Annotated in this window: 26 protein-coding genes; 12 read left to right on the forward strand and 14 right to left on the reverse strand. The window is 69.6% G+C overall.

Features of this window, described 5'->3' with window-relative positions; genetic code table 11:
- Positions 1 to 68: 68 nt before the first annotated feature.
- The 6 genes from ACWEIJ_RS27630 (at position 69) to ACWEIJ_RS27655 (ending at position 6,402) form a co-directional block, all read left to right on the forward strand.
- Positions 69 to 1,598: an ATP-dependent DNA ligase gene (locus ACWEIJ_RS27630; RefSeq protein WP_449840146.1), complete on the forward strand. Its 1,530-nt coding sequence runs from the start codon at positions 69 to 71 to the stop codon at positions 1,596 to 1,598.
- 419 nt (positions 1,599 to 2,017) lie between these two features.
- Positions 2,018 to 2,800, forward strand: a complete 783-nt coding sequence (locus ACWEIJ_RS27635) for a GNAT family N-acetyltransferase (protein ID WP_449840147.1) — start codon at positions 2,018 to 2,020, stop codon at positions 2,798 to 2,800.
- The gene (locus ACWEIJ_RS27640; protein WP_449840148.1) at positions 2,800 to 3,195 is read left to right on the forward strand and encodes a DUF6210 family protein; all 396 of its coding nucleotides are present in this window, start codon (positions 2,800 to 2,802) and stop codon (positions 3,193 to 3,195) included. The genes ACWEIJ_RS27635 and ACWEIJ_RS27640 overlap by 1 nt, the downstream gene beginning before the upstream one ends.
- A gap of 43 nt (positions 3,196 to 3,238) precedes the next feature.
- Positions 3,239 to 4,678 (forward strand): GuaB1 family IMP dehydrogenase-related protein, encoded by a 1,440-nt coding sequence (locus ACWEIJ_RS27645; RefSeq protein ID WP_449840149.1) that lies wholly within the window; start codon positions 3,239 to 3,241, stop codon positions 4,676 to 4,678.
- A 3-nt stretch (positions 4,679 to 4,681) separates the two neighbouring features.
- On the forward strand, positions 4,682 to 5,635 hold the full coding sequence (locus ACWEIJ_RS27650) for an ATP-binding cassette domain-containing protein (protein WP_449840150.1): 954 nt from the start codon (positions 4,682 to 4,684) through the stop codon (positions 5,633 to 5,635).
- On the forward strand, positions 5,632 to 6,402 hold the full coding sequence (locus ACWEIJ_RS27655) for an ABC transporter permease (RefSeq protein ID WP_449840151.1): 771 nt from the start codon (positions 5,632 to 5,634) through the stop codon (positions 6,400 to 6,402). Before ACWEIJ_RS27650 ends, ACWEIJ_RS27655 begins: the two co-directional genes overlap by 4 nt.
- A 55-nt stretch (positions 6,403 to 6,457) precedes the next feature.
- Here the strand turns inward: ACWEIJ_RS27655 and ACWEIJ_RS27660 are convergent, their stop codons facing one another.
- Entirely contained in the window at positions 6,458 to 7,750 is a 1,293-nt protein-coding gene (locus tag ACWEIJ_RS27660) for a PhoH family protein (RefSeq protein WP_449840152.1), read from the reverse strand.
- A 400-nt stretch (positions 7,751 to 8,150) separates the two neighbouring features.
- Positions 8,151 to 9,401 (reverse strand): DUF885 domain-containing protein, encoded by a 1,251-nt coding sequence (locus tag ACWEIJ_RS27665; RefSeq protein ID WP_449840153.1) that lies wholly within the window; start codon positions 9,399 to 9,401, stop codon positions 8,151 to 8,153.
- Positions 9,402 to 9,629: 228 nt separating this feature from the next.
- On the opposite strand from ACWEIJ_RS27665, the gene ACWEIJ_RS27670 reads away from it, so the two are divergent.
- Both ACWEIJ_RS27670 and ACWEIJ_RS27675 read left to right on the forward strand, forming a co-directional pair.
- The gene (locus ACWEIJ_RS27670) at positions 9,630 to 9,890 is read left to right on the forward strand and encodes a hypothetical protein (protein WP_449840154.1); all 261 of its coding nucleotides are present in this window, start codon (positions 9,630 to 9,632) and stop codon (positions 9,888 to 9,890) included.
- Positions 9,891 to 9,980: 90 nt separating this feature from the next.
- Positions 9,981 to 10,250 carry a hypothetical protein gene (locus ACWEIJ_RS27675; protein WP_449840155.1) on the forward strand — a complete coding sequence of 90 codons (270 nt, stop codon included), beginning with the start codon at positions 9,981 to 9,983 and terminating at the stop codon, positions 10,248 to 10,250.
- Between the two features lie 59 nt (positions 10,251 to 10,309).
- On the opposite strand, the gene ACWEIJ_RS27680 is transcribed toward ACWEIJ_RS27675, so the two are convergent.
- The gene (locus tag ACWEIJ_RS27680) at positions 10,310 to 11,092 is read right to left on the reverse strand and encodes an isoprenyl transferase (RefSeq protein WP_449840156.1); all 783 of its coding nucleotides are present in this window, start codon (positions 11,090 to 11,092) and stop codon (positions 10,310 to 10,312) included.
- A gap of 77 nt (positions 11,093 to 11,169) precedes the next feature.
- Between ACWEIJ_RS27680 and trhA the strand changes: the two genes are divergently transcribed.
- Complete coding sequence (gene trhA, locus ACWEIJ_RS27685) at positions 11,170 to 11,841, forward strand: PAQR family membrane homeostasis protein TrhA (RefSeq protein ID WP_449840157.1); 672 nt, start codon at positions 11,170 to 11,172, stop codon at positions 11,839 to 11,841.
- Positions 11,842 to 11,877: 36 nt separating this feature from the next.
- Here trhA and ACWEIJ_RS27690 read toward each other — a convergent pair whose 3' ends face one another.
- On the reverse strand, positions 11,878 to 13,272 hold the full coding sequence (locus ACWEIJ_RS27690) for a class II fumarate hydratase (protein ID WP_449840158.1): 1,395 nt from the start codon (positions 13,270 to 13,272) through the stop codon (positions 11,878 to 11,880).
- Between the two features lie 63 nt (positions 13,273 to 13,335).
- Between ACWEIJ_RS27690 and ACWEIJ_RS27695 the strand changes: the two genes are divergently transcribed.
- Both ACWEIJ_RS27695 and ACWEIJ_RS27700 read left to right on the forward strand, forming a co-directional pair.
- Positions 13,336 to 14,304, forward strand: a complete 969-nt coding sequence (locus ACWEIJ_RS27695) for an NAD(P)/FAD-dependent oxidoreductase (RefSeq protein ID WP_449840159.1) — start codon at positions 13,336 to 13,338, stop codon at positions 14,302 to 14,304.
- 24 nt (positions 14,305 to 14,328) lie between these two features.
- Complete coding sequence (locus ACWEIJ_RS27700; RefSeq protein WP_449840160.1) at positions 14,329 to 14,778, forward strand: hypothetical protein; 450 nt, start codon at positions 14,329 to 14,331, stop codon at positions 14,776 to 14,778.
- Positions 14,779 to 14,832: 54 nt separating this feature from the next.
- On the opposite strand, the gene ACWEIJ_RS27705 is transcribed toward ACWEIJ_RS27700, so the two are convergent.
- From ACWEIJ_RS27705 to ACWEIJ_RS27740, 8 genes are all read right to left on the reverse strand, one after another.
- Positions 14,833 to 15,246, reverse strand: a complete 414-nt coding sequence (locus ACWEIJ_RS27705) for a L,D-transpeptidase (RefSeq protein ID WP_449840161.1) — start codon at positions 15,244 to 15,246, stop codon at positions 14,833 to 14,835.
- Between the two features lie 31 nt (positions 15,247 to 15,277).
- Positions 15,278 to 15,847, reverse strand: coding sequence for a L,D-transpeptidase (locus tag ACWEIJ_RS27710; protein WP_449840162.1), 570 nt, complete (start codon positions 15,845 to 15,847; stop codon positions 15,278 to 15,280).
- A 134-nt stretch (positions 15,848 to 15,981) separates the two neighbouring features.
- The gene (locus tag ACWEIJ_RS27715; protein WP_449840163.1) at positions 15,982 to 16,749 is read right to left on the reverse strand and encodes a S1 family peptidase; all 768 of its coding nucleotides are present in this window, start codon (positions 16,747 to 16,749) and stop codon (positions 15,982 to 15,984) included.
- A gap of 118 nt (positions 16,750 to 16,867) precedes the next feature.
- The gene (glpX, locus tag ACWEIJ_RS27720) at positions 16,868 to 17,908 is read right to left on the reverse strand and encodes a class II fructose-bisphosphatase (protein ID WP_449840164.1); all 1,041 of its coding nucleotides are present in this window, start codon (positions 17,906 to 17,908) and stop codon (positions 16,868 to 16,870) included.
- A 67-nt stretch (positions 17,909 to 17,975) separates the two neighbouring features.
- Positions 17,976 to 18,191: an exodeoxyribonuclease VII small subunit gene (locus tag ACWEIJ_RS27725; RefSeq protein ID WP_449840165.1), complete on the reverse strand. Its 216-nt coding sequence runs from the start codon at positions 18,189 to 18,191 to the stop codon at positions 17,976 to 17,978.
- Positions 18,188 to 18,532: a sugar ABC transporter substrate-binding protein gene (locus ACWEIJ_RS27730; protein ID WP_449840166.1), complete on the reverse strand. Its 345-nt coding sequence runs from the start codon at positions 18,530 to 18,532 to the stop codon at positions 18,188 to 18,190. The genes ACWEIJ_RS27725 and ACWEIJ_RS27730 overlap by 4 nt, the downstream gene beginning before the upstream one ends.
- Positions 18,522 to 19,760, reverse strand: coding sequence for an exodeoxyribonuclease VII large subunit (gene xseA / locus ACWEIJ_RS27735; protein WP_449840167.1), 1,239 nt, complete (start codon positions 19,758 to 19,760; stop codon positions 18,522 to 18,524). Before xseA ends, ACWEIJ_RS27730 begins: the two co-directional genes overlap by 11 nt.
- Entirely contained in the window at positions 19,757 to 20,251 is a 495-nt protein-coding gene (locus tag ACWEIJ_RS27740; protein WP_449840168.1) for a lipid droplet-associated protein, read from the reverse strand. The genes xseA and ACWEIJ_RS27740 overlap by 4 nt, the downstream gene beginning before the upstream one ends.
- Positions 20,252 to 20,315: 64 nt before the next feature.
- Here ACWEIJ_RS27740 and ACWEIJ_RS27745 point away from each other — a divergent pair, with 64 nt between their 5' ends.
- Positions 20,316 to 21,260 carry a 4-hydroxy-3-methylbut-2-enyl diphosphate reductase gene (locus tag ACWEIJ_RS27745; protein WP_449840169.1) on the forward strand — a complete coding sequence of 315 codons (945 nt, stop codon included), beginning with the start codon at positions 20,316 to 20,318 and terminating at the stop codon, positions 21,258 to 21,260.
- Here the strand turns inward: ACWEIJ_RS27745 and ACWEIJ_RS27750 are convergent.
- Together ACWEIJ_RS27750 and ACWEIJ_RS27755 are read right to left on the reverse strand one after the other, a co-directional pair.
- Positions 21,257 to 24,616 carry an nSTAND1 domain-containing NTPase gene (locus tag ACWEIJ_RS27750; RefSeq protein WP_449840170.1) on the reverse strand — a complete coding sequence of 1,120 codons (3,360 nt, stop codon included), beginning with the start codon at positions 24,614 to 24,616 and terminating at the stop codon, positions 21,257 to 21,259. The genes ACWEIJ_RS27745 and ACWEIJ_RS27750 overlap by 4 nt on opposite strands.
- Positions 24,617 to 24,706: 90 nt before the next feature.
- A complete protein-coding gene (locus ACWEIJ_RS27755; protein ID WP_449840171.1) occupies positions 24,707 to 25,426 on the reverse strand; it encodes a DUF6542 domain-containing protein in 720 nt (239 codons plus the stop codon).
- Positions 25,427 to 25,502: the final 76 nt, after the last annotated feature.

Consider the following 25,502-nt stretch of genomic DNA (forward strand, 5'->3'; position numbering starts at 1 on the left):
AACGGTTGTCCCGGTCAGCCTAGCCTGACCCTCCAGAAATTGTCAGTGCTCGGGTGCACCATGAGTCCGTGCTCCTTTCCGAACTGGTCGACACCTCGGCCGCCGTGGCGGCGACCCGGTCGCGCCTGGCCAAGGTCAAGGCGTTGTCCGCGTTGCTGCGCGCGGCGTCGGCCGACGTCGTGGTCGCGGTGGTGTCGTTCCTCATAGGCACGCCGCGGCAGGGTCGCATCGGTGCGGGTTGGCGGACGGTCTTCGACCTTTCCACGCCCCCGGCGGCCCAGGCCGGCCTCACGGTCGCCGAGGTCGACGCCGCGCTCGGCGAGGTGGCCGGGACGTCCGGCAAGGGCTCGGCGCAGCGCCGGGCCGACCTGCTGGCGGCCCTGTTCGGCCGCGCCACGGCTGCGGAACAGGACTTCTTGCGCCGCCTGCTGACCGGCGAGCTGCGCCAGGGCGCGCTGGAGGGCGTGATGCTGGACGCGATCGCCTCGGCCGCGGACGTGCCGGGCGAGACGGTGCGGCGCGCGTTCATGCTGTCCGGCCGATTACCGGAGACGGCGGTGGCCGCGCTGGCCGGCGGCGCGGCGGCGCTGGAGGCGTTCCGGCTGGAGGTCGGCCGCCCCCTGCGGCCCATGCTGGCGTCCCCGGCGGAGTCGCTCGACGAGGCGCTGTCCGAGCTCGGCAGCTGCGTGGTGGAGCACAAGCTCGACGGAGCGCGCATCCAGGTGCACCGCTCCGGCGACGAGGTGCACGTCTACACCCGCACGTTGCGCGAGATCACCAAGACGGTGCCGGAACTGGTCGAGCTGGTGCGCGGCCTGCCGTGCACGTCCGTGGTGCTCGACGGCGAGACCCTGGCCCTGACCGACGAGGGGAGACCCCGCCCGTTCCAGGAGACGATGAGCCGGTTCGGCGCGCAGGACGAGCGCGAGCTGCTCCTGCACCCGTACTTCTTCGACTGCCTGCACCTCGACGGCGAGGACCTGCTGGACGAGCCGCTGCGCGACCGCCTGGCCGCCCTGCGCCAGGTGGCGGGCCCGCACGTCATCCCAGGCGCGCTCGACCCGTCACCGGAGGAGGCGGCGTCGGTGGTGACGGCAGCGCTGTCCGCGGGTCACGAGGGCGTGATGGTGAAGTCGCTGGCCTCGCCGTACGCGGCCGGCCGCCGCGGCCGCGCCTGGCAGAAGGTGAAGCCCGTCCACACCCTCGACCTGATCGTGCTCGGCGTCGAACGGGGCAGCGGCCGCCGCCGAGGATGGCTGTCGAACCTGCACCTGGGCGCCCGCGACCCGGACGGCGGCCCGCCGGTGATGGTCGGCAAGACCTTCAAGGGTCTCACCGACGAGCTGCTCACCTGGCAGACCAAGGCCCTGCAGGAGATCGCCATCTCGCAGAACGACTGGGTCGTCATGGTCCGCCCGGAACTCGTGATCGAGATCGAGCTGGACGGCGTGCAGGTCTCGCCGCGCTACCCCGGCGGCGTCGCCCTGCGGTTCGCCCGCGTCGTGCGCTACCGCCCGGACAAGGACCCCTCCGAAGCCACGACGATCGAGGAGGTGAGGGCACTCCTGCCGGCCGCCCAACCGAATCCCGAAGCCTGACGCCGCCCGCTCGCGCCTCCGCCCGCCGGGCGGTCGGGCCGTGCGGGCTGTGGGCACTGCCAGGGCGGGGAGCCATCGGTGTTTCTGCTGACGGGGCGGCCGGGGCGCGAGATGTGAGGTCGTTCGGTTCGTGTGGGATGGGCGCTGCCCCTCAGAGCAAGGAGCCGGTGGCGTTTCTGCCCGCCGGGCAGCTGGATCGCCAGGAGTGAATCGCTTCCGCCGCCCCCGAACCTGAAGCCTGACGTCGCTCGGCCCGATCTGTCCGCGCTGTGTGCTGCCGCGGGGCTAGGAGCCGTCGGCAGCGAGGACCATTGCGCAGCTGAATCCGCAGCGTGACGCCCGCTCGGCGCGGCCGCAGCGCCCAACCGCGCCTGAAAATCGCGTGCGGCTCCCCAACCCCGAGCAATAGCGTCGGGCCAGTGACCGATGCTGCTGCCGCACTGCTCCGCGCGTTCGACGACCAGGCCCGTTCCGCCGAGTGGACGTTCCCAGACCCCGACGCCCAGGTCGATCAGGACGGTCCGGTGTTCCGGGTGTCCTGGCCGCGCCGGCGGGGCTTCGTGGCCGGCCCGCCCGACCTCGGCGTCACCGGCACGGCGCTCGACGAGCTCATCGTGCGGCAGCGTGAGTTCTTCACCGCGCGCGACCAGAGCGTCGAGTGGAAGACGTGGGGTCACGACACGCCCGCGGAGCTGCCCGAACGGCTGATGGCCGCCGGGTTCGCGCACGACAGTGCGGAGACCGTGGTGGTCGGGCTCGCGGAGGAGATGGTCACGCCGGTCCACGTCGACGGGATCGTCCTGCGCGAGACCAGGGACGAGGCCGACGTTCACCGGATGGTGGCGGCGTCCAGCGAGGCGTTCGGCAAGGACCTCGGCGTCATGGTGCCCTACCTGCTCGACAAGGTGGACGACCCGAACACCGTCATCGTGGTCGCCGAGGCCGACGGGCGCATCGTGTCGTCCGCGCGGCTGGAGGTCGTGGCGGGGACCGAGTTCGCCGGGCTCTGGGGTGGCAGCACGCTCGCGGAGTGGCGCGGCAGGGGCATCTACCGGGCGCTCATCGCTTACCGGGCCGAAGTGGCGCTCCAGCGCGGCGTGAAGTACCTGCAGGTCGACGCCAGCGAGGACAGCAGGCCGATTCTGGAGCGGCTCGGGTTCGTCAAGGTCACGACGACCGCCGGGTACGTCTGGAAGCCGTGATGAGGTACGTCGATCTCGACCCGTTCCAGGCGGGTGGCTGGCTGGCGGTCGTCGTCAGGGCGAAGACGGGGGTCACCTACCTGCAGCAGTACGGCGGGACGGCCTGCCGTCAGGGGCAGGTGGAGGGCTATCTGGTACCGCTGCACGGTCCCGAGATGCTCGACGAGCTCGTCGAGCTGTTCGAGGGCACGTTCAAGGGCGCCGGTACCTGGAACCGCAGCTGGCGGCCGGAGGAGGTGCGCCGGCTCCGCGAGGCCGTCGACGGTGCGTGGTTCGGCGGCAGCGAGGGCGAGGGCGAGCTGCGGCTCGGGGAGATCGGTGAGGCCGACGAGGCGTGGGTGCCGGTCGTCACACCGGACGGGCCCGCGGTGCTGATGTGGTGCAACTCCGATTGAGTGCGCATGCCCAGATGAGACGCACCGCGTATCGTGGAAGCACGTGCGGTTCATCGAAGGGCATCGACCCTCTTACGACCTGACTTACGACGACGTGTTCCTCATTCCCGGCCGCAGTGCCGTGGAATCGCGGTTCGGCGTTGATCTGTCCACCTCGGACGGCACCGGGGCCACCATCCCGATCGTCGTCGCCAACATGACGGCCGTGGCCGGCCGGCGGATGGCGGAGACCATCGCGCGGCGGGGCGGGCTCGTCGTCATCCCGCAGGACGTGCCCACCGAGGCCGTCGCGGAGATCATCGCGTGGGTCAAGGCGCGGCATTCCGTCTGGGACACCCCGTTGACGCTCACCACGGGCGACGCGGTGGCGGACGCGTGGAACCTGCTGCACAAGCGGGCGCACGGCGCGGTGATCGTGGTGGACGACGGCAACCGGCCCATCGGTGTCGTCGACGAGGCGGCGCTCACGGGCGTCGACCGGTTCACGCGCATCGGCGACGTGATGAACACCGACATCCTGCAGCTGCCGCTCGGCACCAAGCCGCAGGACGTGTTCGACCGGCTCCACCACAGCACCCACAGGATCGCGCTCGGCATCGACGACGAGCAGCGGCTCAGCGGCGTGCTGACCGAGTTGACGGCGTTGCGGGCCGAGATCTACAAGCCGGCCACCGACGGCGACGGCAAGCTGCGGGTCGCGGCCGCGGTCGGGGTCAACGGCGACGTGCGGGCCAAGGCCGAAGCGCTGGTCAAGGCCGGGGTGGACGTGCTGGTCGTCGACACGGCGCACGGGCACCAGGAGAAGATGATCACCGCGCTGAAGGCCGTGAAGGAGGCGAACCCGAGCGTCCCCGTGGCGGCGGGCAACGTCGTCACCGCGGAAGGCGTGCGGGACCTGGTCGAGGCGGGTGCGGACATCATCAAGGTCGGCGTGGGACCCGGCGCGATGTGCACCACGCGCATGATGACCGGCGTCGGACGGCCGCAGTTCAGCGCCGTCGCGGAGTGCGCGGCAGAGGCGCGCAGGCTCGGCAAGCACGTGTGGGCCGACGGCGGCGTGCGGCACCCGCGCGACGTGGCGCTGGCGCTCGCGGCGGGCGCCAGCAGCGTGATGGTCGGCAGCTGGTTCGCGGGCACCTACGAGTCGCCCGGCGACCTGCAGCGCGACGAGCGCGGGAACCTCTACAAGGAATCCTTCGGAATGGCGTCGAAACGCGCTGTCACCGCCCGTACGCGCAGCGACAACGCGTTCGACCGGGCGAAGAAGGGCCTGTTCGAAGAAGGCATCTCGACGTCGAAAATGCGCTTGGACCCGGTGCGTCCGAGCGTGGAGGATCTGCTGGACGCGATCACGTCCGGCGTTCGCTCCGCCTGCACGTACGCCGGTGCGACCTCGCTGGAGGAATTCCACGACAAGGCAGTTCTCGGCATCCAGTCCGCAGCCGGCTTCGCGGAAGGACGGCCGCTGCCAGGGGGTTGGTGAGAAATGGACGAAGCGGTAGAGGTGAGAGATCTCCGCAAAGTCTATAAAACGGGACAAAAACCGGCGGTGGACGGGCTGAGCTTCACCGTCCGCCGCGGTGAGGTCTTCGGACTGCTCGGCCCGAACGGCGCGGGCAAGACGACCACGGTCGGCGTGCTGACCACGCGGGTCCGCCCCACCTCGGGGCAGGCGCTCGTGGAGGGCGTCGACGTGGTCGCCGACTCCAAGCGGGCACGGCAGCTGCTGGCTGTCGTGCCCCAGCGCAACAACCTCGACCGCTCGCTCAACGCGCGGCAGAACCTGCTGTTCCACGCGGCCTACCACGGCATCGGGCCGGTGGAGCGCAAGAAGCTCGCCGACGACATCCTCGAACGAATGGGCCTGAAGGACCACCAGAAGGCGCTCGTCGACACGTTGTCCGGCGGTCAGGCGCAACGGCTGATGATCGCCCGCGCCCTGATGCACCGCCCGAAGGTGCTGTTCCTCGACGAACCGAGCACGGGCCTCGACCCGCAGGCCAGGCTCTTCGTCCACGAACGCATCGCCGCACTGCACGCGGACGGCGTCACGGTCGTGCTGACCACGCACGACATGGATGAGGCCACCAAGCTCTGCGACCGCGTCGGCATCGTCGACCACGGCAAGCTGCTCACCCTCGACACGCCCGCCGAGCTGACGAAGAACCTGCCCGGCAGCAACACCGTCAGCGTCACCGTCGGCCTGAACGGCCACGAGCCCGCCAAGATCACCCAAGCGCTGTCCGAAGTGGATGGTGCGCAGCGGGTGGAGGAGGTCGGCGGCATGTTCCGCGTCTACACCGACTCGGACACCTCGGTCACGCTGCCCGCGGTGCTGAACGTGTTGCGCGACCTCGACGTCGTCGTCAGCGACGTCGCGATCGGCAAACCCAGCCTGGAAGACGTCTTCATCCACCTGACCGGCAGGGAGCTCCGGTGAGCCAACTCAGGACGTTCCAGGCGATCCTCTGGCGCGACGTCTTCGTCACCGGCCGCGAGCTGCCGAGCTTCCTCGCGCAGGTGATCATCCAGCCGTTCTTCATCCTCTTCATCTTCGCGAAGGTGCTGGGGGACATCGGCTACGTCCAGCACGACTTCGCGCAGGTGCTGTTGCCCGGCATCGTCGCGATGAACGGGTTCCTGGGCGCGTTGCAGAACACGACACTGCCGCTGGTGCTGGACTTCTCGTGGACGCGGGAGATCGAGGACCGGCTGCTCGCGCCGATCTCGATCCCGCTGGTCGCGGTGGAGAAGATCGTGTTCGGCGCGATCCGCGGGTTCTTCGCGGCGGTGCTGATGGTGCCGGTCGGATTCGTGATGCTCGACGTGTCGTGGCCGTGGGAAGGCATCCCCGGCGCCCTCGTCGTGATCATCCTCGGCTGCCTGGCCGGCGGCAGTGTCGGCATGGTCATCGGCACGTCGGTGCCCGCGCGCCGGGTCAACGTGATGTTCGCGGTGATCCTGACGCCGTTGCTGTTCACGGGCTCCTCGCAGTTCCCGTGGCGGTCGCTGAGCGATGACCTGCTGTGGTTCAAGGTGATCTGCGCGCTCAACCCGCTGACGTACGTGAGCGAGGGCATGCGCGCGAACCTCGTGCCGAACGTGCCGCACATCCCGTTGCCGATCGTGCTGCTGGTGCTCGTCGTCGCGATCGCCGGCTTCGGCGGTCTTGGTCTGCGCGGCTTCATGAAACGCGCGTTGGACTGAGCGAAAGCGGCCCCGCGCAACGAAAGCTGCGCGGGGCCGTTCCACTCAGGGCGAACTACGAGGCGTAGTCCTCCAGCATCTCGGTGACGAGAGCCGCGATCGGCGAACGCTCCGAGCGGGTCAGGGTGACGTGCGCGAAGAGCGGGTGGCCCTTCAGCTTCTCGATCACCGCGGCCACGCCGTCGTGCCGGCCCACCCGCAGGTTGTCGCGCTGCGCCACGTCGTGCGTCAGCACCACCCGCGAGTTGCTGCCCAGCCGGGACAGCACGGTCAGCAACACGTTGCGCTCCAACGACTGCGCCTCGTCCACGATCACGAAGGAGTCGTGCAGCGAGCGGCCGCGGATGTGGGTGAGCGGCAGGACCTCGAGCATCCCGCGGTCCAGCACCTCCTCCAGCACCGCCTGGCTCACCAGCGCGCCGAGGGTGTCGAACACCGCCTGCGCCCACGGCCCCATCTTCTCGTTCTCACTGCCCGGCAGGTAGCCGAGCTCCTGGCCGCCGACCGCGTAGAGCGGGCGGAAGACCACGACCTTGCGGTGCTGCCTGCGTTCCATCACCGCTTCGAGGCCGGCGCACAGCGCCAGCGCCGACTTGCCGGTGCCCGCACGTCCGCCCAGCGAGACGATGCCGACATCGGAGTCGAGCAGCAGATCCAGTGCGATCCGCTGCTCAGCGGACCGTCCGTGCAGTCCGAACGCCTCCCGATCTCCGCGCACCAGCCTGATCTGCTTGTCCGCGGTCACCCGGCCCAGAGCGCTCGACGTGCCCGCCAGCAACCGGAGTCCGGTGTGGCACGGCATTTCCGCGATGTGCTCCAGGTCCTCGTACTGGGTGGGGTCGACGACGTTCTCCTTGAACAGGCTGTCCACCAGGGACTGCGGAACGTCCAGATCGGACATTCCCGTCCAGCCTGACAGGGTGACGTCGTGCGCCCGATATTCCTCCGCCTGCAGGCCGACCGATCCGGCCTTGACCCGCAGCGGCATGTCCTTCGTCACCAGGGTGACGTTGCGCCCCTCAGCAGCGAGGTTGAGGGAGCACGCGAGGATTCGGGCGTCGTTGGAGTCCGTTCGGAAACCTGATGGCAACACCTCCGGGTCGGAGTGGTTGAGCTCGACGTGCAAGGTGCCTCCCAGATCCCCGATGGGGATCGGCGAATCGAGGCGACCATGCCGCAAGCGCAGGTCGTCGAGCAGGCGCAGGGCTTCCCTCGCGAACCAGCCCAGTTCGGGGTGGTGGCGCTTGCCCTCCAGCTCGCTGATCACCACGAGCGGCAGCACGACCTCGTGCTCCGCGAACCTGGTGGGGGCGAGAGGATCGGACAGCAGTACCGACGTGTCCAGCACATATGTCGTGATGGCTGGAGCGGCGGACTTGCGCCTGGGGGAGGAACTGCGCGATGAGCCTGAGGAACGGCTCGCGGGACGTCGTGCGTTCACGGCAACTCCCTCACGAACGCGGCACCCGCGTCCGCTCCTCGCTGGGCCAGGCACAACCCTGATTGATCGTCTTGCCTTCCGCCGGTGTGGCGTCAGGCAGGTCGACCACGAGGGCCGGGTGCCGGCCCCCTCGCGACGTTGTCTGCCACGATCAGAGCCTCCCTGCGCGGTCCGCAGTGGTCGCGTCCCGCCACTTTTGAAGTTACCTGCGGAAGTACCCCGTCTGCATGAAGCCACACAGGTGAATCCCGATTTGTCACCTGCCGGAAAACCACCCGAAACGTGACCGCAGCCGTGTTCTTGCTGGTCAGATGGTGTTTTCCTGGGTGTTGCGGGCGAGCCACGACAGACCGTCGCGCACCTGGGATTCGAGTGATTTCGGCACCAGAGGCTCGTCCAGGAGCCGCAGATAGCGATCGTCGAGCGACTCTCCGGGCGCGCGGACGTCGAGCCACGCCCGCACGAGGCGCACTCCCTCGACGTAGGTGGTCGTGTACGCACGCCACAGCGGATCCGCCAGAAAACGGACCATCTGCCGTGCGCGACGGTCGGGGACTAGCAGCCACCTGCGCAGATGCGCAACCACGTCCTCCTGATCCGCCCCCCGATCGTGTAGCAGCAGGGCGGCGTCCTGGCGCACCGTGAGCAGGCCCGACGCCGCCGATTCCACCTTTTCGGACAGTTCGCCGTCCATTCGCAACCCGAGGTCGCGGAAGATCTGCTCCGCCCACCCGCCCCAGCCCGGCCCGACCACGGCGTGCAGGCCGAGGTCGGCCATGCCCTCGGCCATCAGGCACTGCGGCGTGTTGATCAGGAAGATCGACTGCTCGGCGTGGCCGCGCTTGGCGACCAGGCCGGCCTCCTTGCGGCAGTGCTCGGTGTGGTGGCCCGGATAGGACTCGTGCGCGACCAGGTGCGGCAGGTTCGACATGCGGTGGCCGAGGTCGGCGTTGATCGCGACCCTGCTGCGGTAGCCGCCGAGGTAGTAGTTGAAGCCGCTCCACGGCCTGTTCGTGACGATCTGGTACTCGACGATCTCCTGCTCGGGCAGCTCATACTTGCGCCGCACGCGGTCCCTCAGCGCGCTGGAGACGGCCTGCACGGCGCCCTGGAGCCTGCGTGCGGGCACCTCGTCGGCCGTGCGGAAGGCGTGCAGGCGTTCCGGCAGCGAGCCGGGGCCGGGCAGCAGCACGTCGAGGTTGCGGTGGGCCTGCGCGTACGCGTCCTGATCGCCGGGGCGGATGCGGACCTGGAAGTACCGCTCGACCTCGTCGACGAACGTGATGTGCTCGCCGGCGAGCTTGCGCGCGGTGCACTCCAACGCGACGAGGTGCGCCCGGAGGAACTGCTTGCGCTGGTCGGCCAGTTCGACGCCGGGCAGCTCGCGCAGGAGCTGCCGGGCGTGGCCCGCCAGCGCCTTGGGGGCCAGGCGCGGTTCGTTGTCGACGGCGCGGCTCAGCGCGGGGTCGCCGGTGAACGAGTCGACGAACCCGGACACCAGGCGCCCGAGCCGCAGCCCGAGAACCAGATATCCGCGTACGAGCTCGTCAGCGTCCATGAGTCGAAGAGCGTAGAGCCTCTACCACAGCGTCTTACTCGCGACCGAATCGTGAATCGAAGGCCACCTGATCGGGGAATGTTGTTGATCTTGTTGTCACACAATGGGGTCATGCGGGCCGCTAAACGAGATCAACACCGATAGCGTCTCCGCCCGGAGACCCCACCCTCCGGAGATCCCCGAAGACTCCGGAAATGACGGGGATGACCCGACATGAAGGAGAATGACGTGAAGAAGGCTTGTGCCGCGGTTGCCGCCGCAGCCGCGCTGTCGCTCGCGTTCGCCCCGGCCGCCATGGCGGGCGAGGCCCACAGCGGCGGACACCACTGGAAGAACGGCCCGCTGCTCGTTCTGCTGAACGGCAACAACCTCAATGGCACGATCGGTGCCTGCGGCAACAACGTCGGTGTCTTCGGCGGTGCCGTGCCGATCAACTCGCCGTCGATCACCGAGACCTGCGCCGCCGGCGGCATCGTCGACGAGGGCTGATCTCCGCTCTTCGTTCTGCCTCTGGGGGCGTCATTCATGGCGCCCCCAGATCGTTTTTCAAACCGTTTTGACACTCTCCAAGGAGAAATCGTGCTGAAGAAGGCAGGCGCCGTTTTCGGCGCGGCGGCGAGCTTCCTGATGGTCACCGGCTCCCCGGCGATGGCCGTGAGCCACGAGTGGGAGAACGCCCCGCTGCTGATCGTCGGCAACGCGAACAACCTCAACGGTGTTGTGGGCGCGTGCGGCAACAACGTCGGTGTGTTCGGCGGTGCCGTGCCGATCAACTCGCCGTCCATCACCGAGACCTGCGCGGCCGGCGGCATCGAGGACGGCTCCGAGTGGGGCCACGACGGCGAGTGACCTCGTCTTCGCGCTGAACACAAGGGGCGCTCACCCTCGCGGTGAGCGCCCCTTGTCGTTCAGTTGCCGTACCTGCGGTGGCGCTTGGCGTACTCGCGCATCGCCCGCAGGAAGTCCGTGCGGCGGAAGCCGGGCCAGTAGGCCTCGCAGAACCAGAACTCCGAGTGCGCCGACTGCCACAGCATGAACCCGGAGAGCCGCTGCTCACCGGACGTGCGGATGATCAGGTCGGGATCCGGCTGCCCGGACGTGTAGAGGTGCTCGGCGATGTGGTCGACGTCGAGGACCTCGGCCAGCTCCTCGATGGTGCCGCCGCGCTCGGCGTGCGACTGCAGGAGCTTGCGCACCGCGTCCGCGATCTCCTGCCTGCCGCCGTACGCCACCGCGACGTTGACCTGGATACCGGTGCGGTCCTTGGTCTTGTTCGCGGCGCTGGTGAGGCGTTCCGCGTGCTCCGCGGGCAGCATGTCGATCGCACCGACGTGCCGAACCCGCCACGGCTTGCCGTCCTCGGCCAGCTCGTCGGTGATGTCGGCGATGATGTCGAGCAACGGCGCCAGCTCTTCCGCGGGCCGGTTGAGGTTGTCGGTGCTCAGCATCCAGAGCGTGACGACCTCCACCTTGGCGTCACCGCACCAGTCGAGCAGCTCGAGGATCTTGCGCGCGCCTGCCCGGTGCCCGTGGGCGACGTCGGTGAACCCGGCCTCCCTGGCCCACCGCCGGTTGCCGTCGAGGACCACACCGACGTGCTTGGGCACCTGTGTGTTCTCGCTCAGCTCACGCCGGAGAATCCACTCGTAGAAGTGGATGGCGACGTCTTTCACACGGGTGCGGAGTGCCACGTCCGAACAGCGTACGCCGTGCAAGCTCGGCCACAGATCCGCGGTCGGCAACCTACGGTCGCGTAACCTGGTTTCTCGTGACCACCGCGACCATTCCTCCACAGCCCGGACTGCGGCCGCGCCTTCGTGGTTGGCTGCACCTCTGGTCCTTCATCGCCTCGGTGGCGACCGGCGCGACCCTGATCGCACTCGCCGCGTCCACGGTGTCCGCCCGCGCCGCCCTGGCCACCTCGGTCTACGGCCTGACCGTGCTGGGCCTCTTCGGCGTCTCGGCGCTCTACCACCGCGTCACGTGGAAGTCCGACCGCGTGCGCACGTGGATGAAGCGCCTGGACCACTCGATGATCTTCGTGTTCATCGCCGGCACCTACACCCCGTTCGCGCTGCTGGCGATGGATCCCGGCACCGGACGCGTGGTGCTGGCCGTCGTGTGGATCGGCGCCGTGCTGGGCGTGACCCTGAAGCTGGCGTGGCCGCACGCGCCGCGGTGGCTCGGGGTGCCGATCTACATCGCGCTGGGCTGGGTGGCCGTGTTCGTGCTGCCCGAGCTGCTGCACCACGCCGGGGTCGCGGCGCTGGTGTTGTTGTTGGTGGGCGGGGCGCTCTACACGGTCGGCGCGGTGTTCTACGCGACCCGCTGGCCCAACCCGTGGCCTTCCGTGTTCGGGTATCACGAGTTCTTCCACGCGGCGACCGTGGTGGCGGCGATCTGCCACTACATCGCCATCTGGCTCGCCATGTACTCCTGACCCGGCGCCGGTCGTCCCGGCACCGGATCCGGGCTCTCAGCGGCCGCCGCGGGCCATGTGCAGCACGTCCAGCGCCGCGTCCAGCTGCTCCTCGGACAGCTTGCCCGGCACGTGGCCGCGTTCCAGCACCACCTCGCGGATGGTCTTGCGCTCCTTCAGCGACTGCTTGGCGATCGAGGCCGCCTCCTCGTAGCCGAGGTAGCGGTTGAGCGGCGTGACGATCGAGGGCGACGACTCGGCGTACTCGCGCATCTGCGCAGCCTGGGCCTCCGCGCCCGTCAGGACCTTGTCGGCCAGGAGGCGCGCGACGGCGGACAGCAGGCGGCACGACTCCAGGACGTTGCGGGCGATGACCGGCAGCATCACGTTCAGCTGGAAGTTGCCCTGCGAGCCCGCGAAGGCGACGGCGGCGTCGTTGCCGATGACCTGGGCCACGACCATCATCGTGGCTTCCGAGATCACCGGGTTGACCTTGCCGGGCATGATCGACGAGCCCGGCTGGAGGTCGGGCAGGGCCAGTTCGCCCAGGCCCGTGCGGGGGCCGGAGCCGAGCCAGCGGAGGTCGTTGGCGATCTTGAACAACGCCACGGCGCTCGCGCGGAGCTGGCCGGAGATCTCGACCACGCCGTCCTGGGTGGCCTGGGCCTCGAAGTGGTCGCGGGCCTCCACCAGGGGCAGGCCGGTGGCGGACGCCAGTTCGGCGGCGACGGCCGCGCCGAAGCCCTCCGGGGCGTTCAGGCCGGAGCCGACGGCGGTGCCGCCGATCGGCAGCTCCGCGAGGCGCGGGATCGAGGCCTGCAGCCGTTCCACCGAGTATCGGACCTGCGCCGCCCAGGCGCCCGCCTCCTGGCCCAGGGTGATGGGCACGGCGTCCATCAGGTGCGTGCGGCCGGACTTGACCAGGTCCGACCAGTCCGAGGCGCGTGCCTCCAGGACCGAGGCGAGGTGCTCGAACGCGGGGATCACGTCCTTCACGACCGCCTCGGTGGCGGCCACGCGCAGCGTCGTCGGAAAGGTGTCGTTGGACGACTGCGAGGCGTTGACGTGGTCGTTCGGGTGGACGGTGCGGTCGAGGACGCGGCCGGCGAGCCCGGCGATGACCTCGTTGGCGTTCATGTTCGAGGACGTGCCGGAACCTGTCTGGAAGACGTCGACCGGGAACTGGGAGTCCCACTTGCCGGCCGCGACCTCGTCGGCCGCGGAGGCGATCGCCGAGGCCATGTCGGCGGGGAGGACGCCGAGCCGGGCGTTCACGCGGGCCGCGGCTGCCTTGAGCAGGCCGAGGGCCCTGATCTGGGCGCGTTCGAGGCCTCGACCGGAAATCGGGAAGTTCTCGACCGCGCGTTGTGTTTGGGCGCTCCACAATGCGTCGACCGGCACGCGGACCTCACCCATCGTGTCGTGCTCGACGCGGTACTCCTGTTCAGACATGCTTCCGAGTCTCTATGGTCGATCACAGCACTGCCACCCACCACTGGCAGAAGGGCACCACTCATGGAGCGTGACGTCGACCTCCTCGTCGTGGGCGCCGGCCCCACGGGGTTGTTCGCCGCGTACTACGCAGGCTTCCGGGAAATGAACGTCGCCGTCGTCGACGCGCTGCCAGAACCGGGCGGCCAGGTCACGGCGATGTATCCGGAGAAGATGATTTTCGACGTGGCCGGCTTCCCCGCGGTGCGCGGGCGCGACCTCGTCAACGGTCTGGTGGAGCAGGCGGGGCAGTTCAAGCCGACCTACCTGCTCGGCCGCCAGGCGCGCACACTTGAGTCCACTGAGGACGGTCTGGTGGTCGGACTCGCGGACGGCTCCAGGATCAACACCAAGGCACTGCTGATCACCGCGGGCATGGGCGAGTTCAACCCGCGCCCGCTGCCCGCCGGTGACGGCTGGCTGGGCCGCGGCATGGTGCACTTCGTGCCGGTGCTGGCCGAGCACGCCGGGCAGCACGTCGTGATCGTGGGCGGCGGCGACTCGGCGTTCGACTGGGCGCTCGCGCTGCACCCGATCGCCGCCAGCGTCACGATCGTGCACCGCAGGGCGAACTTCCGCGCGCACGCCGCGACCGTGCGGCAGGTGCGGGAGCTCGGCGTCGAGATCATCACCGACGCCGAGGTGCTGGCGCTGCGCGGCGAGCCGCTGTCCGAAGTGGACGTCAAGGTCAAGGGCGAGGACGTGAAGACGTTGCCCGCGCAGACGGTCGTCGCGGCGCTCGGGTTCACGGCCGACCTCGGGCCGATCGAGTCGTGGGGCCTGGAGCTCGACCACCGCGCGGTCGTCGTCGACACCACGATGAAGACCAAGCTCGACCGCGTCTACGCGGCGGGCGACGTCGCGCAGTACCCCGGCAAGGTCAAGCTCATCGCCACCGGGTTCGGGGAGGCGGCGACGGCGGTCAACAACATCGCGGTCGCGCTCAACCCGTCCGCGCACCTCTTTCCCGGGCATTCCAGCGACGGGAGCTGACCGCGGCTGGCAGGATCCGCGAGCATGGGGAGACTTCTCGTCGTGCTCGCGGCCTGTCTGCTGCTGGCGGGGTGCAGCGACTGGCCTCCGTACGCGGTGCGGAAGGGGCCGAACGGTGGCGTCGAGATCGTCTACGCGAACTGCGACATGGACACCGAGAAGCTCGTCCAGATCGCGTTCGTGGTCGTCGAGGGCGACACCTGGGACGAGGACGAGCCGCGGATCTGGCAGCTCGACTTCCCCACGCCGACCGCGCTGACGTCGGTCGAGGTGGGGCGGACTCCCGACGGTGCCGTGGAGACGATTCCCTGGCGGCAGCCGGATCCGAAGCAGGAAGTGCACGTGCAGATCGCCTACGAGGACCGGCCGGACGCGGCCGACCAGTCGTTCACCCTCGACCAGCTCGGTGAGGGCAAGACCCTGTACCGGTGGGACTGGGTGTCGGCGGAGGCGTTCGGCAAGCGGTGTGAATGACCGGGTGCGGGGAGATGATCGGCGTCCGCACGCCGACGATCTCCCCGCACCGGGTCAGGGCAGCACCTGGACCTTTTCGCCGATCGCCAGGTTGTCGTAGAACACCAGTGAGGCGTCGGCCGGCAGCCGGACGCAGCCGTGCGACTGGACGTTCGTGTCACCCTGGTGGAACGCGATGCCGGTCGTGGTGAAGTACACCGCGTTGGGCATCGGCCCGTTGTACGGGCGGCTCCACTCGTTCTTCACCTTGCGCAGCACGGAGAACGTGCCGACCGGGGTCTCGTACCCCGGCTTGCCGTGGCTGACCGGAACCGGGCCGTAGCTCCGGACTCCGTTGTAGACGAGCCACGCCTGGTTGGAATGCTTCTCCAGGCACGCTCCGTTGTAGACGGTGCAGCCGGCCGCAGCCTGCGCGGGTACCGCGAAACCGAGGGTCAGGAGCACCGTCGCGACGAGAACTCGCATCATCACTCATCACCCCTCGATGAAGGGGTAACCGCTACGCGACGACCTGAACCGTCTCGCCGATCGAGAGGTTCTGGAAGTAGTAGCGCGCGGACTGCGGGTCCAGGTGAATGCAGCCGTGCGACGGGACGGTCAGCGAGCCCTCGTGGAACGCGATGCCGTTGTCGGTGAAGTACGTCGACCACGGCATCGGCCCGTTGTACGGGCGGCTCCACTCGTCCTTCACCTTGCGCAGCACCGGGAACTTGCCGACCGGCGTCTCGTATCCCTTGCGGCCGCTGGTGATCGGCACCGGGCCGTGGACGATCTTGTCGCCGCGCACGATCCACGACTGGTTCGTGGAGAGCTGGACGCAGGCGCCGTCGCTGATGTCGCACGGCGTCGGCTTCACCACCGGCGCGGGCGGAGGCGGCGGCGGGGGAGGGGGAGTCTCCGAAGAGGACGGTGGAGGTGTCGTGGAAGACGGAACCGTGGAGGACGGGAACGTCGAAGACGGTGCCGAGGACACCGGAGGTGGTGGCGCAGCAGGAGTTTCGGCGTGCACGGCCCCCTGCGCGCACCCCGCCACGAACATCAACGCGACCGCCACGAGCAGAACCCGCATCGCGCACCCCCCTCAGTGATTCATCCTTTGCCGAAGAAGACGGCCGGAGGATCACCCAGGTTGCAAAGCCGAGGGTCCGCCTCCTGTAACAGTTGGGAGACGGACCCTCGGAATGCGTTTACCGGACTACAGGACTACAGGCCGCCCACGTTCGTGCTGACCCACGAGCGGTAGTACGCGACGTCCACGTAGATCGACGGAGCGGTCGCGCAGGTCGCGCCGCCACCGGAACGGCTGGTCGCGCCGATGAGCTCCCAGCGGCCGTTCACGGACTTCACCTGCGGGCCGCCCGAGTCGCCGTAGCAGGCGCCCTTGTTGCCGTCGGTGTTGTTCGTGCAGATCTCCGACGCCGCGACGATGCCGGAGCAACGGCTGTCGGCGACGATCGACGTGTCGAGCTCCTGCAGGGTCACCGGAGCACCGCAGCCGCCGCGGACCGGGCAGGTCTGGCCCCAGCCGATGATGCGGGTGGCGGTGCCGACCGGACCGGACGCCGTCGAGACGGGCGCGGGCGTCTGGGTGACCGACGTGCCCAGCTGCAGCAGCGCGAGGTCGGCGGACGGGTGCGTGATGATCCGCGAACCGCGTGCCGTGGAGCCACCGCTGGTGCGGTTGGTGGTGCCCACCCGCACGGTGATCGACGACGCCGACGAGCCCGAGACGCAGTGCTTCGCCGTGACGACCCAGTTGGCCTTGACCAGCGTGCCACCGCAGAAGTGGCTCCCGTTGCTCTGCAGGGAGACCATCCACGAGTAGACCTGGGTCGCGTTGTGCCCGCCGACGATCATCGGCGAGACCTCGCCGTCGGCGGTGGGGGCCGGAGCCGCGGTGGCCGCGGCGGCCGAGGCGAGCAGGGCGCCCGCGGCCACGGCGATTGCGGAGAACAACGAACGTGCCCTCATCGTTGAGTTCCTTCCTGAACCCGGCGCAGGGTTGCCGGGGTCAGTTCGGAAACTAAGGACGAAAGGCACATCGTCACTAGGGTCACTCGTCTGGTCACCCAGTGTTCACAGTTGCCCTTTACGGCAGGGGCTGCTGCACGTCCTCGGGCAGGTCGAAGTCCACGGAGGCGTATTCGCGCAGCTTGTTCAGGCTGTGGAAGCCGTCGATCATGCGCACGGTGCCGGACTTGGACCGCATGACGATGGACTGCGTGGTGCAACCACCCGCCCGGTAGTGCACACCGCGCAGAAGGTCTCCATCGGTCACACCCGTGGCGCAGAAGAAGACGTTGTCACCGGACACGAGGTCGTTCGTCGTGAGCACGCGGGACAGGTCGTGGCCCGCGCCGATCGCCTTCTCGCGCTCCTCGTCGTCCTTGGGCCACAACCGGCCCTGGATCGCGCCGCCGACGCACTTCAGCGCCGCCGCCGCGATGATGCCCTCCGGCGTGCCGCCGATGCCCACCAGCATGTCCACGCCCGACGTGGGACGTGCCGCGGAGATCGCGCCCGCCACGTCGCCGTCGGAGATGAAGTGGATGCGCGCACCGGCCTGGCGCACCTCCTGCACGATCTTCTCGTGCCGCGGCCGGTCGAGGATGCACACGTTCACGTCGGAGACGTCGCTGTGCTTGGCCTTCGCGACCCGGCGGATGTTCTCCGCGAGCGGCGCGGTGATGTCGATGACGTCGGCCGCCTCCGGGCCCACGGCGAGCTTCTCCATGTAGAACACGGCGGACGGGTCGAACATCGCCCCGCGCTCGGCCACGGCCAGCACGGCCAGCGCGTTCGGCATGCCCTTCGACATCAGCGTGGTGCCGTCGATCGGGTCGACCGCGACGTCGCACTCGGGGCCCTCGCCGTTGCCGACCTCCTCGCCGTTGAACAGCATGGGCGCCTCGTCCTTCTCGCCCTCGCCGATCACCACGACACCGCGCATCGAGACGGTGTGGATCAGCTTGCGCATCGCGTCGACCGCGGCGCCGTCACCGCCGTTCTTGTCGCCGCGCCCCACCCACCGGCCGGCGGCCATGGCCGCTGCCTCGGTGACGCGCACGAGCTCCAATGCCAGGTTCCGGTCGGGGGCTTCGCGACGTCGTTCCGCGGGGGTGTTCACCATTGCGCGCCTCCATGCGACTACTCAGCGTGCCGGGTTTGTGATCGGCAATCTGAATCCTTGCACGGGATCAGCCCTCGGAAACGTCCTCCTCGACCACAGCGAGAGCTGCATCGATTCGCTCGCGCGCACCGGCGAGATGCTGCTCACACGTCCTGGCGAGCGCCTCACCGCGTTCCCACAGGGCGAGTGAGTCCTCCAGCGACAGGCCACCGGCCTCCAGCTTGCGGACCACCTCGACCAGCTCGTCACGGGCGGCTTCGTAACCGAGTGTTTCCGAACTCACGCGGACTGGCTCCTCAGACGGCTCAGCACGGTCGCGACGGCCAGGTCGTAGCCGACCAGCGCCTCCGCGAACTCCTCGCCGTCACCTTCTCGCACCGCCTCGTCGATGAGCGCCTCGGCCTCCGCGACACGCCGGTACTGGACCGTGCCGGCGGTGGCCTCGCTCAGGTCGTGCAACGTGAGGATCAGCGTGCGGCGGCTCGTGGTGTCGCAGTCGCCCACCAACGCCGTCCAGCAGTCCGCCGCGGCCTTGTTCGCCGCCTCCGCCTTGGTGCGCAGCCCAGATCCGCAGGAACCGGCCGCCTCCATGGTCAGGGGCAGGAACACGGCATCACGCATCATCGGTACCTCCCCCTTCCACGTTGGTGACCACTGCTCCCACTGCTCCGTCAACGACGCGTACCCGCAGCTGTGTTCCGCTCGGTGCGTCCGTCACAGAACGCAACACGCCGTCGGGCCCGTCGGGTGTGACGAGTTGCACAACGGCGTATCCGCGGGCCAGCGTGGCGGCTGGTCCGAGGGTCGTCAAGCGGGCTTTCGTCCCGGACAGGTGGACGTCTTCCCGATCGAGACGTTGCGTGACGGCCCTGCGTCCTTGGTCGCGAAGACGTTTCACTTCTTCGGCACGGCGCTCCAGCGGACCGTACGGGTCCGAAAGCACTGGTCGGGAGCGCAGGGCGTCGAGCAGCTTGCGCTCGCGGTCGACCCAGCCGTGCAGCGCACGCCGCCCGCGATCCCGCATCTGGCGGACGCGTTCACTCTCTTCAGCGACATCCGGAACCACCCGTTTGCCTGCATCGGTCGGCGTCGAACAACGCACGTCAGCGACGTGGTCGAGCAGCGGGGTGTCCGGTTCGTGCCCGATCGCGGACAGCACCGGCGTGCGGCACTGGGAGACCGCGCGGCACAGCGCCTCGTCGGAGAACGGCAGCAGGTCCTCCACGCTGCCGCCGCCGCGGGCGATGATGATCACGTCGCACTCGGGATCGCGTTCCAAAGTGGACAGCGCGGTCATCACCTGGGTGACCGCCATCGGGCCCTGCACGGCGACGTTGATGACGCGGAAGTGCGCTGCGGGCCAACGGTTCCGCGCGTTCGTGAGCACGTCCCGTTCCGCCGCGGAGGCGCGACCGGTGATGAGACCGATCTTGTTCGGCAGGAACGGCGGACGGCGCTTGCGGCGCGGGTCGAACAGGCCCTCGGCGTGCAGCAGCTTGCGCAGCCGCTCGATGCGCGCGAGCAGCTCACCGATGCCGACCGCGCGGATCTCGTCCGCGCGCAACGACAGCGTGCCCCGGTTCGGGTAGAAGCTGATCTTGCCGTGCACGATCACGCGGCTGCCCTCGGTGAGCTGCAGCTCGCGGATCATCCCGGCGTTGCAGGTGATCGACATCGACATGTCGACGCTCGGGTCGCGCAGCGTCAGGAACGCCGTGGAGCTGCGCGCGTTGAGCTGCGTGACCTGGCCCTCGACCCAGACCTCGCCGAGCCGGTTGATCCAGTCGAGCAGCTTGCGGGCGACCGTCCGCACCGGCCACGGGTTCTCCGGCGTGGATTTTGCGTCAGTCACGATTGAGCTTTGACCGTCGCGATCCGGCGGTTGAGCATCCCGACGAACTCAGGCCGCGACTCGTGCGCCTTCTCGTAGCGCAGCAGCTCTTCCAGCTGCTCGACGCTCAGGTTGCGCAGCCGCGCGCGCAGCTGGGCGATCGACAGCTCGTCGTAGGACGGCAGGAACTCGGGCACCTCGGCGATCGCCCGCTCCTCCTCTTCCCACGGGTCGTCGGCCGGTACCTCGGCGGCCGTGGTGACCGGCGTCTCGTCCTCGTCGAAGGTCGCCCACTCCGGCTCCTCCTCCGCGGGCCTCAGTCCGGAGAGGACGTCGTCTCCTTTGATGGCGAGTTCGGTCACATGCTGCTGCACGCGCATGGACAACTGCATCGCCTCGCTGACCACCGTGAGGGGAAGTCCGGCGAGCTGCTGCGGCAGCCTGCGCGCCTGTTCGAGGGCGGTCACCGCGAGTCCAGCGGCGACGCGGACACCCAATGGCAGTGGCTTCATGACCACTAGCCTGCCGCAACCGCGTCTGGAATGCCTAGGAACTGCGCCTGGGTACCCTTGAGGCATGCCCAAGCGAGTCCTGTTGGCGAAGCCGCGTGGTTACTGCGCGGGCGTTGATCGTGCCGTGGAGACGGTCGAGCGCGCCCTCGAGCAGTACGGCGCACCCGTCTACGTGCGCAAGGAGATCGTCCACAACAAGTACGTCGTGGAGACCCTGTCCGACCGCGGTGCCGTCTTCGTCAACGAGACCGACGAGGTTCCTGAGGGCGCACTCGTGGTGTTCTCAGCGCACGGCGTGTCGCCCGCGGTGCACGAGGAGGCCGCGCAGCGCTCGTTGCGCACCATCGACGCCACGTGCCCGTTGGTGACCAAGGTGCACAAGGAAGCCGTGCGGTTCGCCAAGGAGGACTACGACATCCTCCTGATCGGCCACGAGGGCCACGAGGAGGTCGAGGGCACCGCCGGTGAGGCTCCCGACCACGTGCAGCTCGTCGACACCGCGGAGGACGCCGCGAAGGTCGAGGTGCGCGACCCCTCGAAGGTGATCTGGCTGTCGCAGACCACGCTCTCGGTCGACGAGACCATGGTGCGGGTCCGGCAGCTCAAGGACCGCTTCCCCGAGATGCAGGACCCGCCGTCCGACGACATCTGCTACGCCACCTCGAACCGCCAGACCGCGGTGAAGACGATGGCGCCGTCGTGCGACCTGGTGCTCGTCGTGGGCTCCAAGAACTCCTCCAACTCGGTCCGGCTGGTCGAGGTCGCGCTGCAGCACGGCGCCAAGGCCGCGTACCTGATCGACTACGCCAAGGAGGTCGACCTGGCGTGGCTGCACGGCGTCGAGACCGTCGGCGTCACGTCGGGCGCGTCGGTGCCGGACATCCTGGTGATGGAGCTGCTGAAGTTCCTCGAGTCGCACGGCTACGGCGAGGTCGAGGAGATCACCACGGCCAACGAGAAGATCGCCTTCGCGTTGCCGCGCGAGCTTCGCAAGGACCTGGTCCGCTAACCGAGTGTGCGCAGGGCCTGGTCCACGTCCAGGCCCCACACCACCATGCCGTCGGGGCCGGCGGACACCACCGTGCCGCCGTCCTTGCCCCACGCCACGTGCGTGACGCCTCGGCTGTGTCCGCGCAACGTCGCCCACTCCGTGCGCTCGCGCACGTCCCACACGATCACCGTGCGGTCGTTGCTGCCGCTCAGGAGCCGGTTGCCGTCCGCGCTGAACTGCAGCGCGGTGACCGCTTCCGCGTGCCCGCGCAGCTCGCCGACCTTCTGCCACGTCGTGGTGTCCCAGAGGGCGATCAGGCCGTCGTCGCCGCCGGTCGCGAGGAACTTGCGGCCGGGCGAGAGCGCGAGCACCCGCACGGCCGCGGAATGAGTGCGCGGCAACGTGCGCGTGTTCAGGCCGACTTCGCACACCTGCACCTCGCCGTCGCCGCGCGCGAACACGAGCTCCTGGTCGCGCCGGCCGAACGAGACCGCGGTGCGCGGGCCGCTCGGGTCGCCACCGAGGTACGTCGGCTCGGCCGCGCCCTTGAGCGGCCAGACGGCGTCGGGTGTGCCCGCGTTCACCACGGCGATGTTCTGCTCGCCGAACGCGACCGCCGAATGCGACGTCAACGACGTCCTTTCCGGTTCGACGACCGGCTTCCCCGTCGTCACGTCGCGCACCGCGAACGGCCGGCTCGTCGCGACCAGCCCGCCGTCCGGGCTGAAGCGGCCGGGGCCGGGCTGCTCGGCTCCGGTCTCGACGCGCTGCCGCGTGCGCAGGGTGGCGTCGCGGCGTTCGATCACACCCAGCTCGTCGAGGGTGACCACCGAGCCGTCGCGGTCCACCGCGAGCGCCTGGACCGTGTAGCCGACTCGGGCCGGCAGGCTGCCCGGCGGCCAGAACCGCAGGGCGCGCGGGGTGAGCACGGCCAGCGTGCCGTCCGGGGTGAGCTCGGCGCCGCGGGCGGGTTCGTTGATCGTGAGCGTCGTGATGACCGCGTTGCGCGTCAGGTCCCACAGGTGCACACGGCCGTCCTCACCTGCGGAGATGAGCACAGTGCCGTCGGCGTTGAGCGAGAGGCTCTGGACGAGGCCGGTGTGCGCGGGCGGGGTGGCGACCACCGCACCGGTCGACAGGTCGCGCACCTGCACCTGGCCCTCGTTGGTGGCGATCACGGCGAGCTTGTCGCCGGGCAGCAGGCGGATCCTGTCGATCTCGCCGGTCCACACCTGCAGGGTGCCGGCCCGCGCGTGCGTCCGCAGGTCCCACAACGTGGCGGTGTCGCCGTACGGCAACGCCAGGAGGTGGTCGGTCAGCGCGAACGAGCGGGTGGCCCGGCCCACCGGCAACGCGAACTGGAGCTTGCGGGTGGACACGTCCCAGACGTCGCCACCGACGACGAGAGAGCGGCCGTCCGGCGTGAAGGCGAGACCGCCGGCCACGCCGCGCTCCTGGAGCACGACCGCTTCGGTCCCAGGGCGGCCTGTCCAGAGGACGATCCGGCCGTTCTGCGTGACCACCGCGATCGTGCGGCCGTCCGGTGCGACGTCCCAGGAGAACACGTAGTCGTCCGGGCCGAGCCACCACTTCGCCTTCGGTGACAGGGTGGCCGCGTCGTACTGCATCAGCCCGTCAGGCCCCATCAGGTTGACGGTGTCCTTGCCCATCCTGACGCTCCACGCGCCGTTGTGGTCGATCTTGCGTCCGCGTGCGGCCGCCGCCGCGCTCAGCACACGGCTGCGCGCCTCGGTGGTGGGGTAGGTCCGGTAGGCCTCGATCGCCTTGCGGGCGGACTGCAGCGGGTCGCTGACGGACAGCGCGTCCGAGACCGACGCGAGCTGCTGCGACTGCGTGATGAGGCTGAGCCGCTCGACCTCGCGCCGCTGCTGCACGGCGACCACCGCCGTCGCCGTGGTGGCGACCAGCAGGGCCGACAGACCGGCCGCGATCCAGCGGACACGGCGGGAGCGGCGGCGTCGCAGGGCCTTGGAGGCGTCGACGAACTCGCGTTCGGTGGCGGTCAGCTCCGGCCTGGTGCGGGTGATCCACTCGGTCGTCTCGGCGAGCCTGGTCGACCGGTAGAGCGAGCCGGCGTCGTGCCCCAGCTCCGCCCACGTCCTGGCGGCGTCGGTGAGCCTGCGGTGCGTCCGGAGGCCTTCGCGGTCCTCGTCGAGCCAGGCCCGCAGCCGCGGCCACGCCTGGAACAACGCCTCGTGGGTCACCTCGACGGTGTGCTCGCCGACGGCGATCAACCTGGTGTCCGCGAGGACGTTCAGCACCTCCTCGCCGACGACCTCCGGGCGCGGGACCGGGCGCTTGGTGCCGTCGGAGCTCAGCCGGAGCAGGAGCTGCTTGGCGAGGTGCTGCTCCGGTTCGTCGAGCGAGGCGAACGCGGCCTCCGCGCTCTGCGCGAGTGCGCCCTGGATGCCTCCCGCGGCCTGGTAGCCGGCCAGCGTGAGCGTGTTGCCGCGTCTGCGGTGCCACGTTTCGAGCAGCGCGTGCGAGACGAGGGGGAGGACACCGCTGCGACCTGCCGCCTCGGCCACGAGCGTGGTCAGGAGCGAGGTTTCGACGGTGCAGCCGACGGTCGCCGCGGGCTGGGTGATGGCGCGCCGCAGTTCGTCGGGGGTCATCGTGCCGAGGAGCACCTGTGCGTCCGTGAGCGCTTCGGCGAGCTTCGGGTACTGGGCGCAGTGCGGGTAGAAGTCCGACCTGACGGCGATCACGCGCCGGCAGTCGGCGGACAGCAGCGCGTTCAGGAACGCCGTGCGCTGGACCTCGTCCTCGCACAGCGTGAAGAGCTCCTCGAACTGGTCGACGACCAGCAGATCCGGGTTCCGCGCGAGAGCGCCGGCGATGGCGGCGTCGGGGTCCGGGCCGGGCGTGCAGATCTCCGCGTGCGGGAACTTGGCCGCGATACCCGCTCTGAGCAGCGACGACTTGCCTTCGCCCGACGCGCCGAACACCGCGAGGAACCGCTGGCGGCCGAGCCGGTCGAGCAACGCGTGCGTCAGCGCCTCACGCCCGAAGAACCGGTCGGCGTCCTCGATCGTGAACGGGTTCAGGCCCACGTACGGGGACGGCCCGTCGCCGGCCCTGCTGCGCGCCATCGCGACGGCGAGGTCGTGCCAGCGCCGCTCCCACGCGGCCTCGTCGCCCTGACACGCCCGGACGTAGGCGAGCGTGACGTCGAGTCCCGGCAGCTTCCGGCCGCCGGCCGCGTCGGACAGCGTGCTCGCCGAGAAGTGCGCGCGCCGGGACAGCTCCCGGTAGCTCGGCTTCCCCGCGTTGGTGCGCAGTTGTCGCAAGTCCGCGGCGAACAGCAGCAGTGGGCTGTCGCCTGCGTCCAGCGGACGTTCTCCCCTTGGCATCGCACTCATGCTGGCAGAGTGCGCGCAGGTCAGGGGCTTGTTGTCCGTGATCCGTTGTACGTGGTTCGCCGGACGATGGCGAACAACCCGCTAGCGGTCCTCGCGCGGTGGCCGCGGCCTGCGCTGGCCTGCCGGACGCTCACCGCGGGTGGCACCTTCCGGGCGCGGGCGGCGTGCCGGTGCGCCTTCGGGGCGAGGACGACGGGCCGGTGCGCCCTCGGGACGGGGGCGGCGCGGACGCTCCTCCTCCGCGGCCTCCTCGCGCGCGGGCTTGCGCGGGGCGGGCTTGCTGCGCGTCTTCAGCTCGGCCTTGGCCTCGCGGACCTCGTCCTTGGACGGCCGGTTCGGGTCCTTCTGGATGAAGATCCGGATGATGCCCAGCGCGACGGTGACGCCGGTCGTGATGGCCATGACCGGGAAGCTGTCGATCAGCGGCTTGGCCAGGCCGAGCGCCATGGAGGACAGGCCGCCCTTCTGCACACCGCCGGTGAGCAGCACGAGCGTGGGCACCGTGGCGGCGAGGATCAGCGGCGGCTGCACCATCGGCGCGAACAGGCTGCGGCGCTGGACCAGCAGGATGCCGGCGAGGGCGCCGAGGAAGAACACGGCGTTGAACGTCCAGCCGACGGTCTTGCTGGAGTTGATGTCGATGAACGCGCCGATGAAGGCCGGGACCAGCGCCGACAGGATCGCGGCCCACCACGGGACGCCCTTGAACGACCCGAAGATGGCCCGGTAGTTCCACGGAACGGCGTCGTAGTCCTCGATGTCGTCATCGAAGGCCGCCGAACGGTCGCGCACGTCACTCACGCCGCACACGGTAGCCGTTCCGCCATTAGGTGTTCGTGGGTCCGCTGCTTTCTCACCCAGAAGCAACCTGACGGCA

It is taken from the genome of Lentzea sp. NPDC004789, assembly GCF_053601075.1.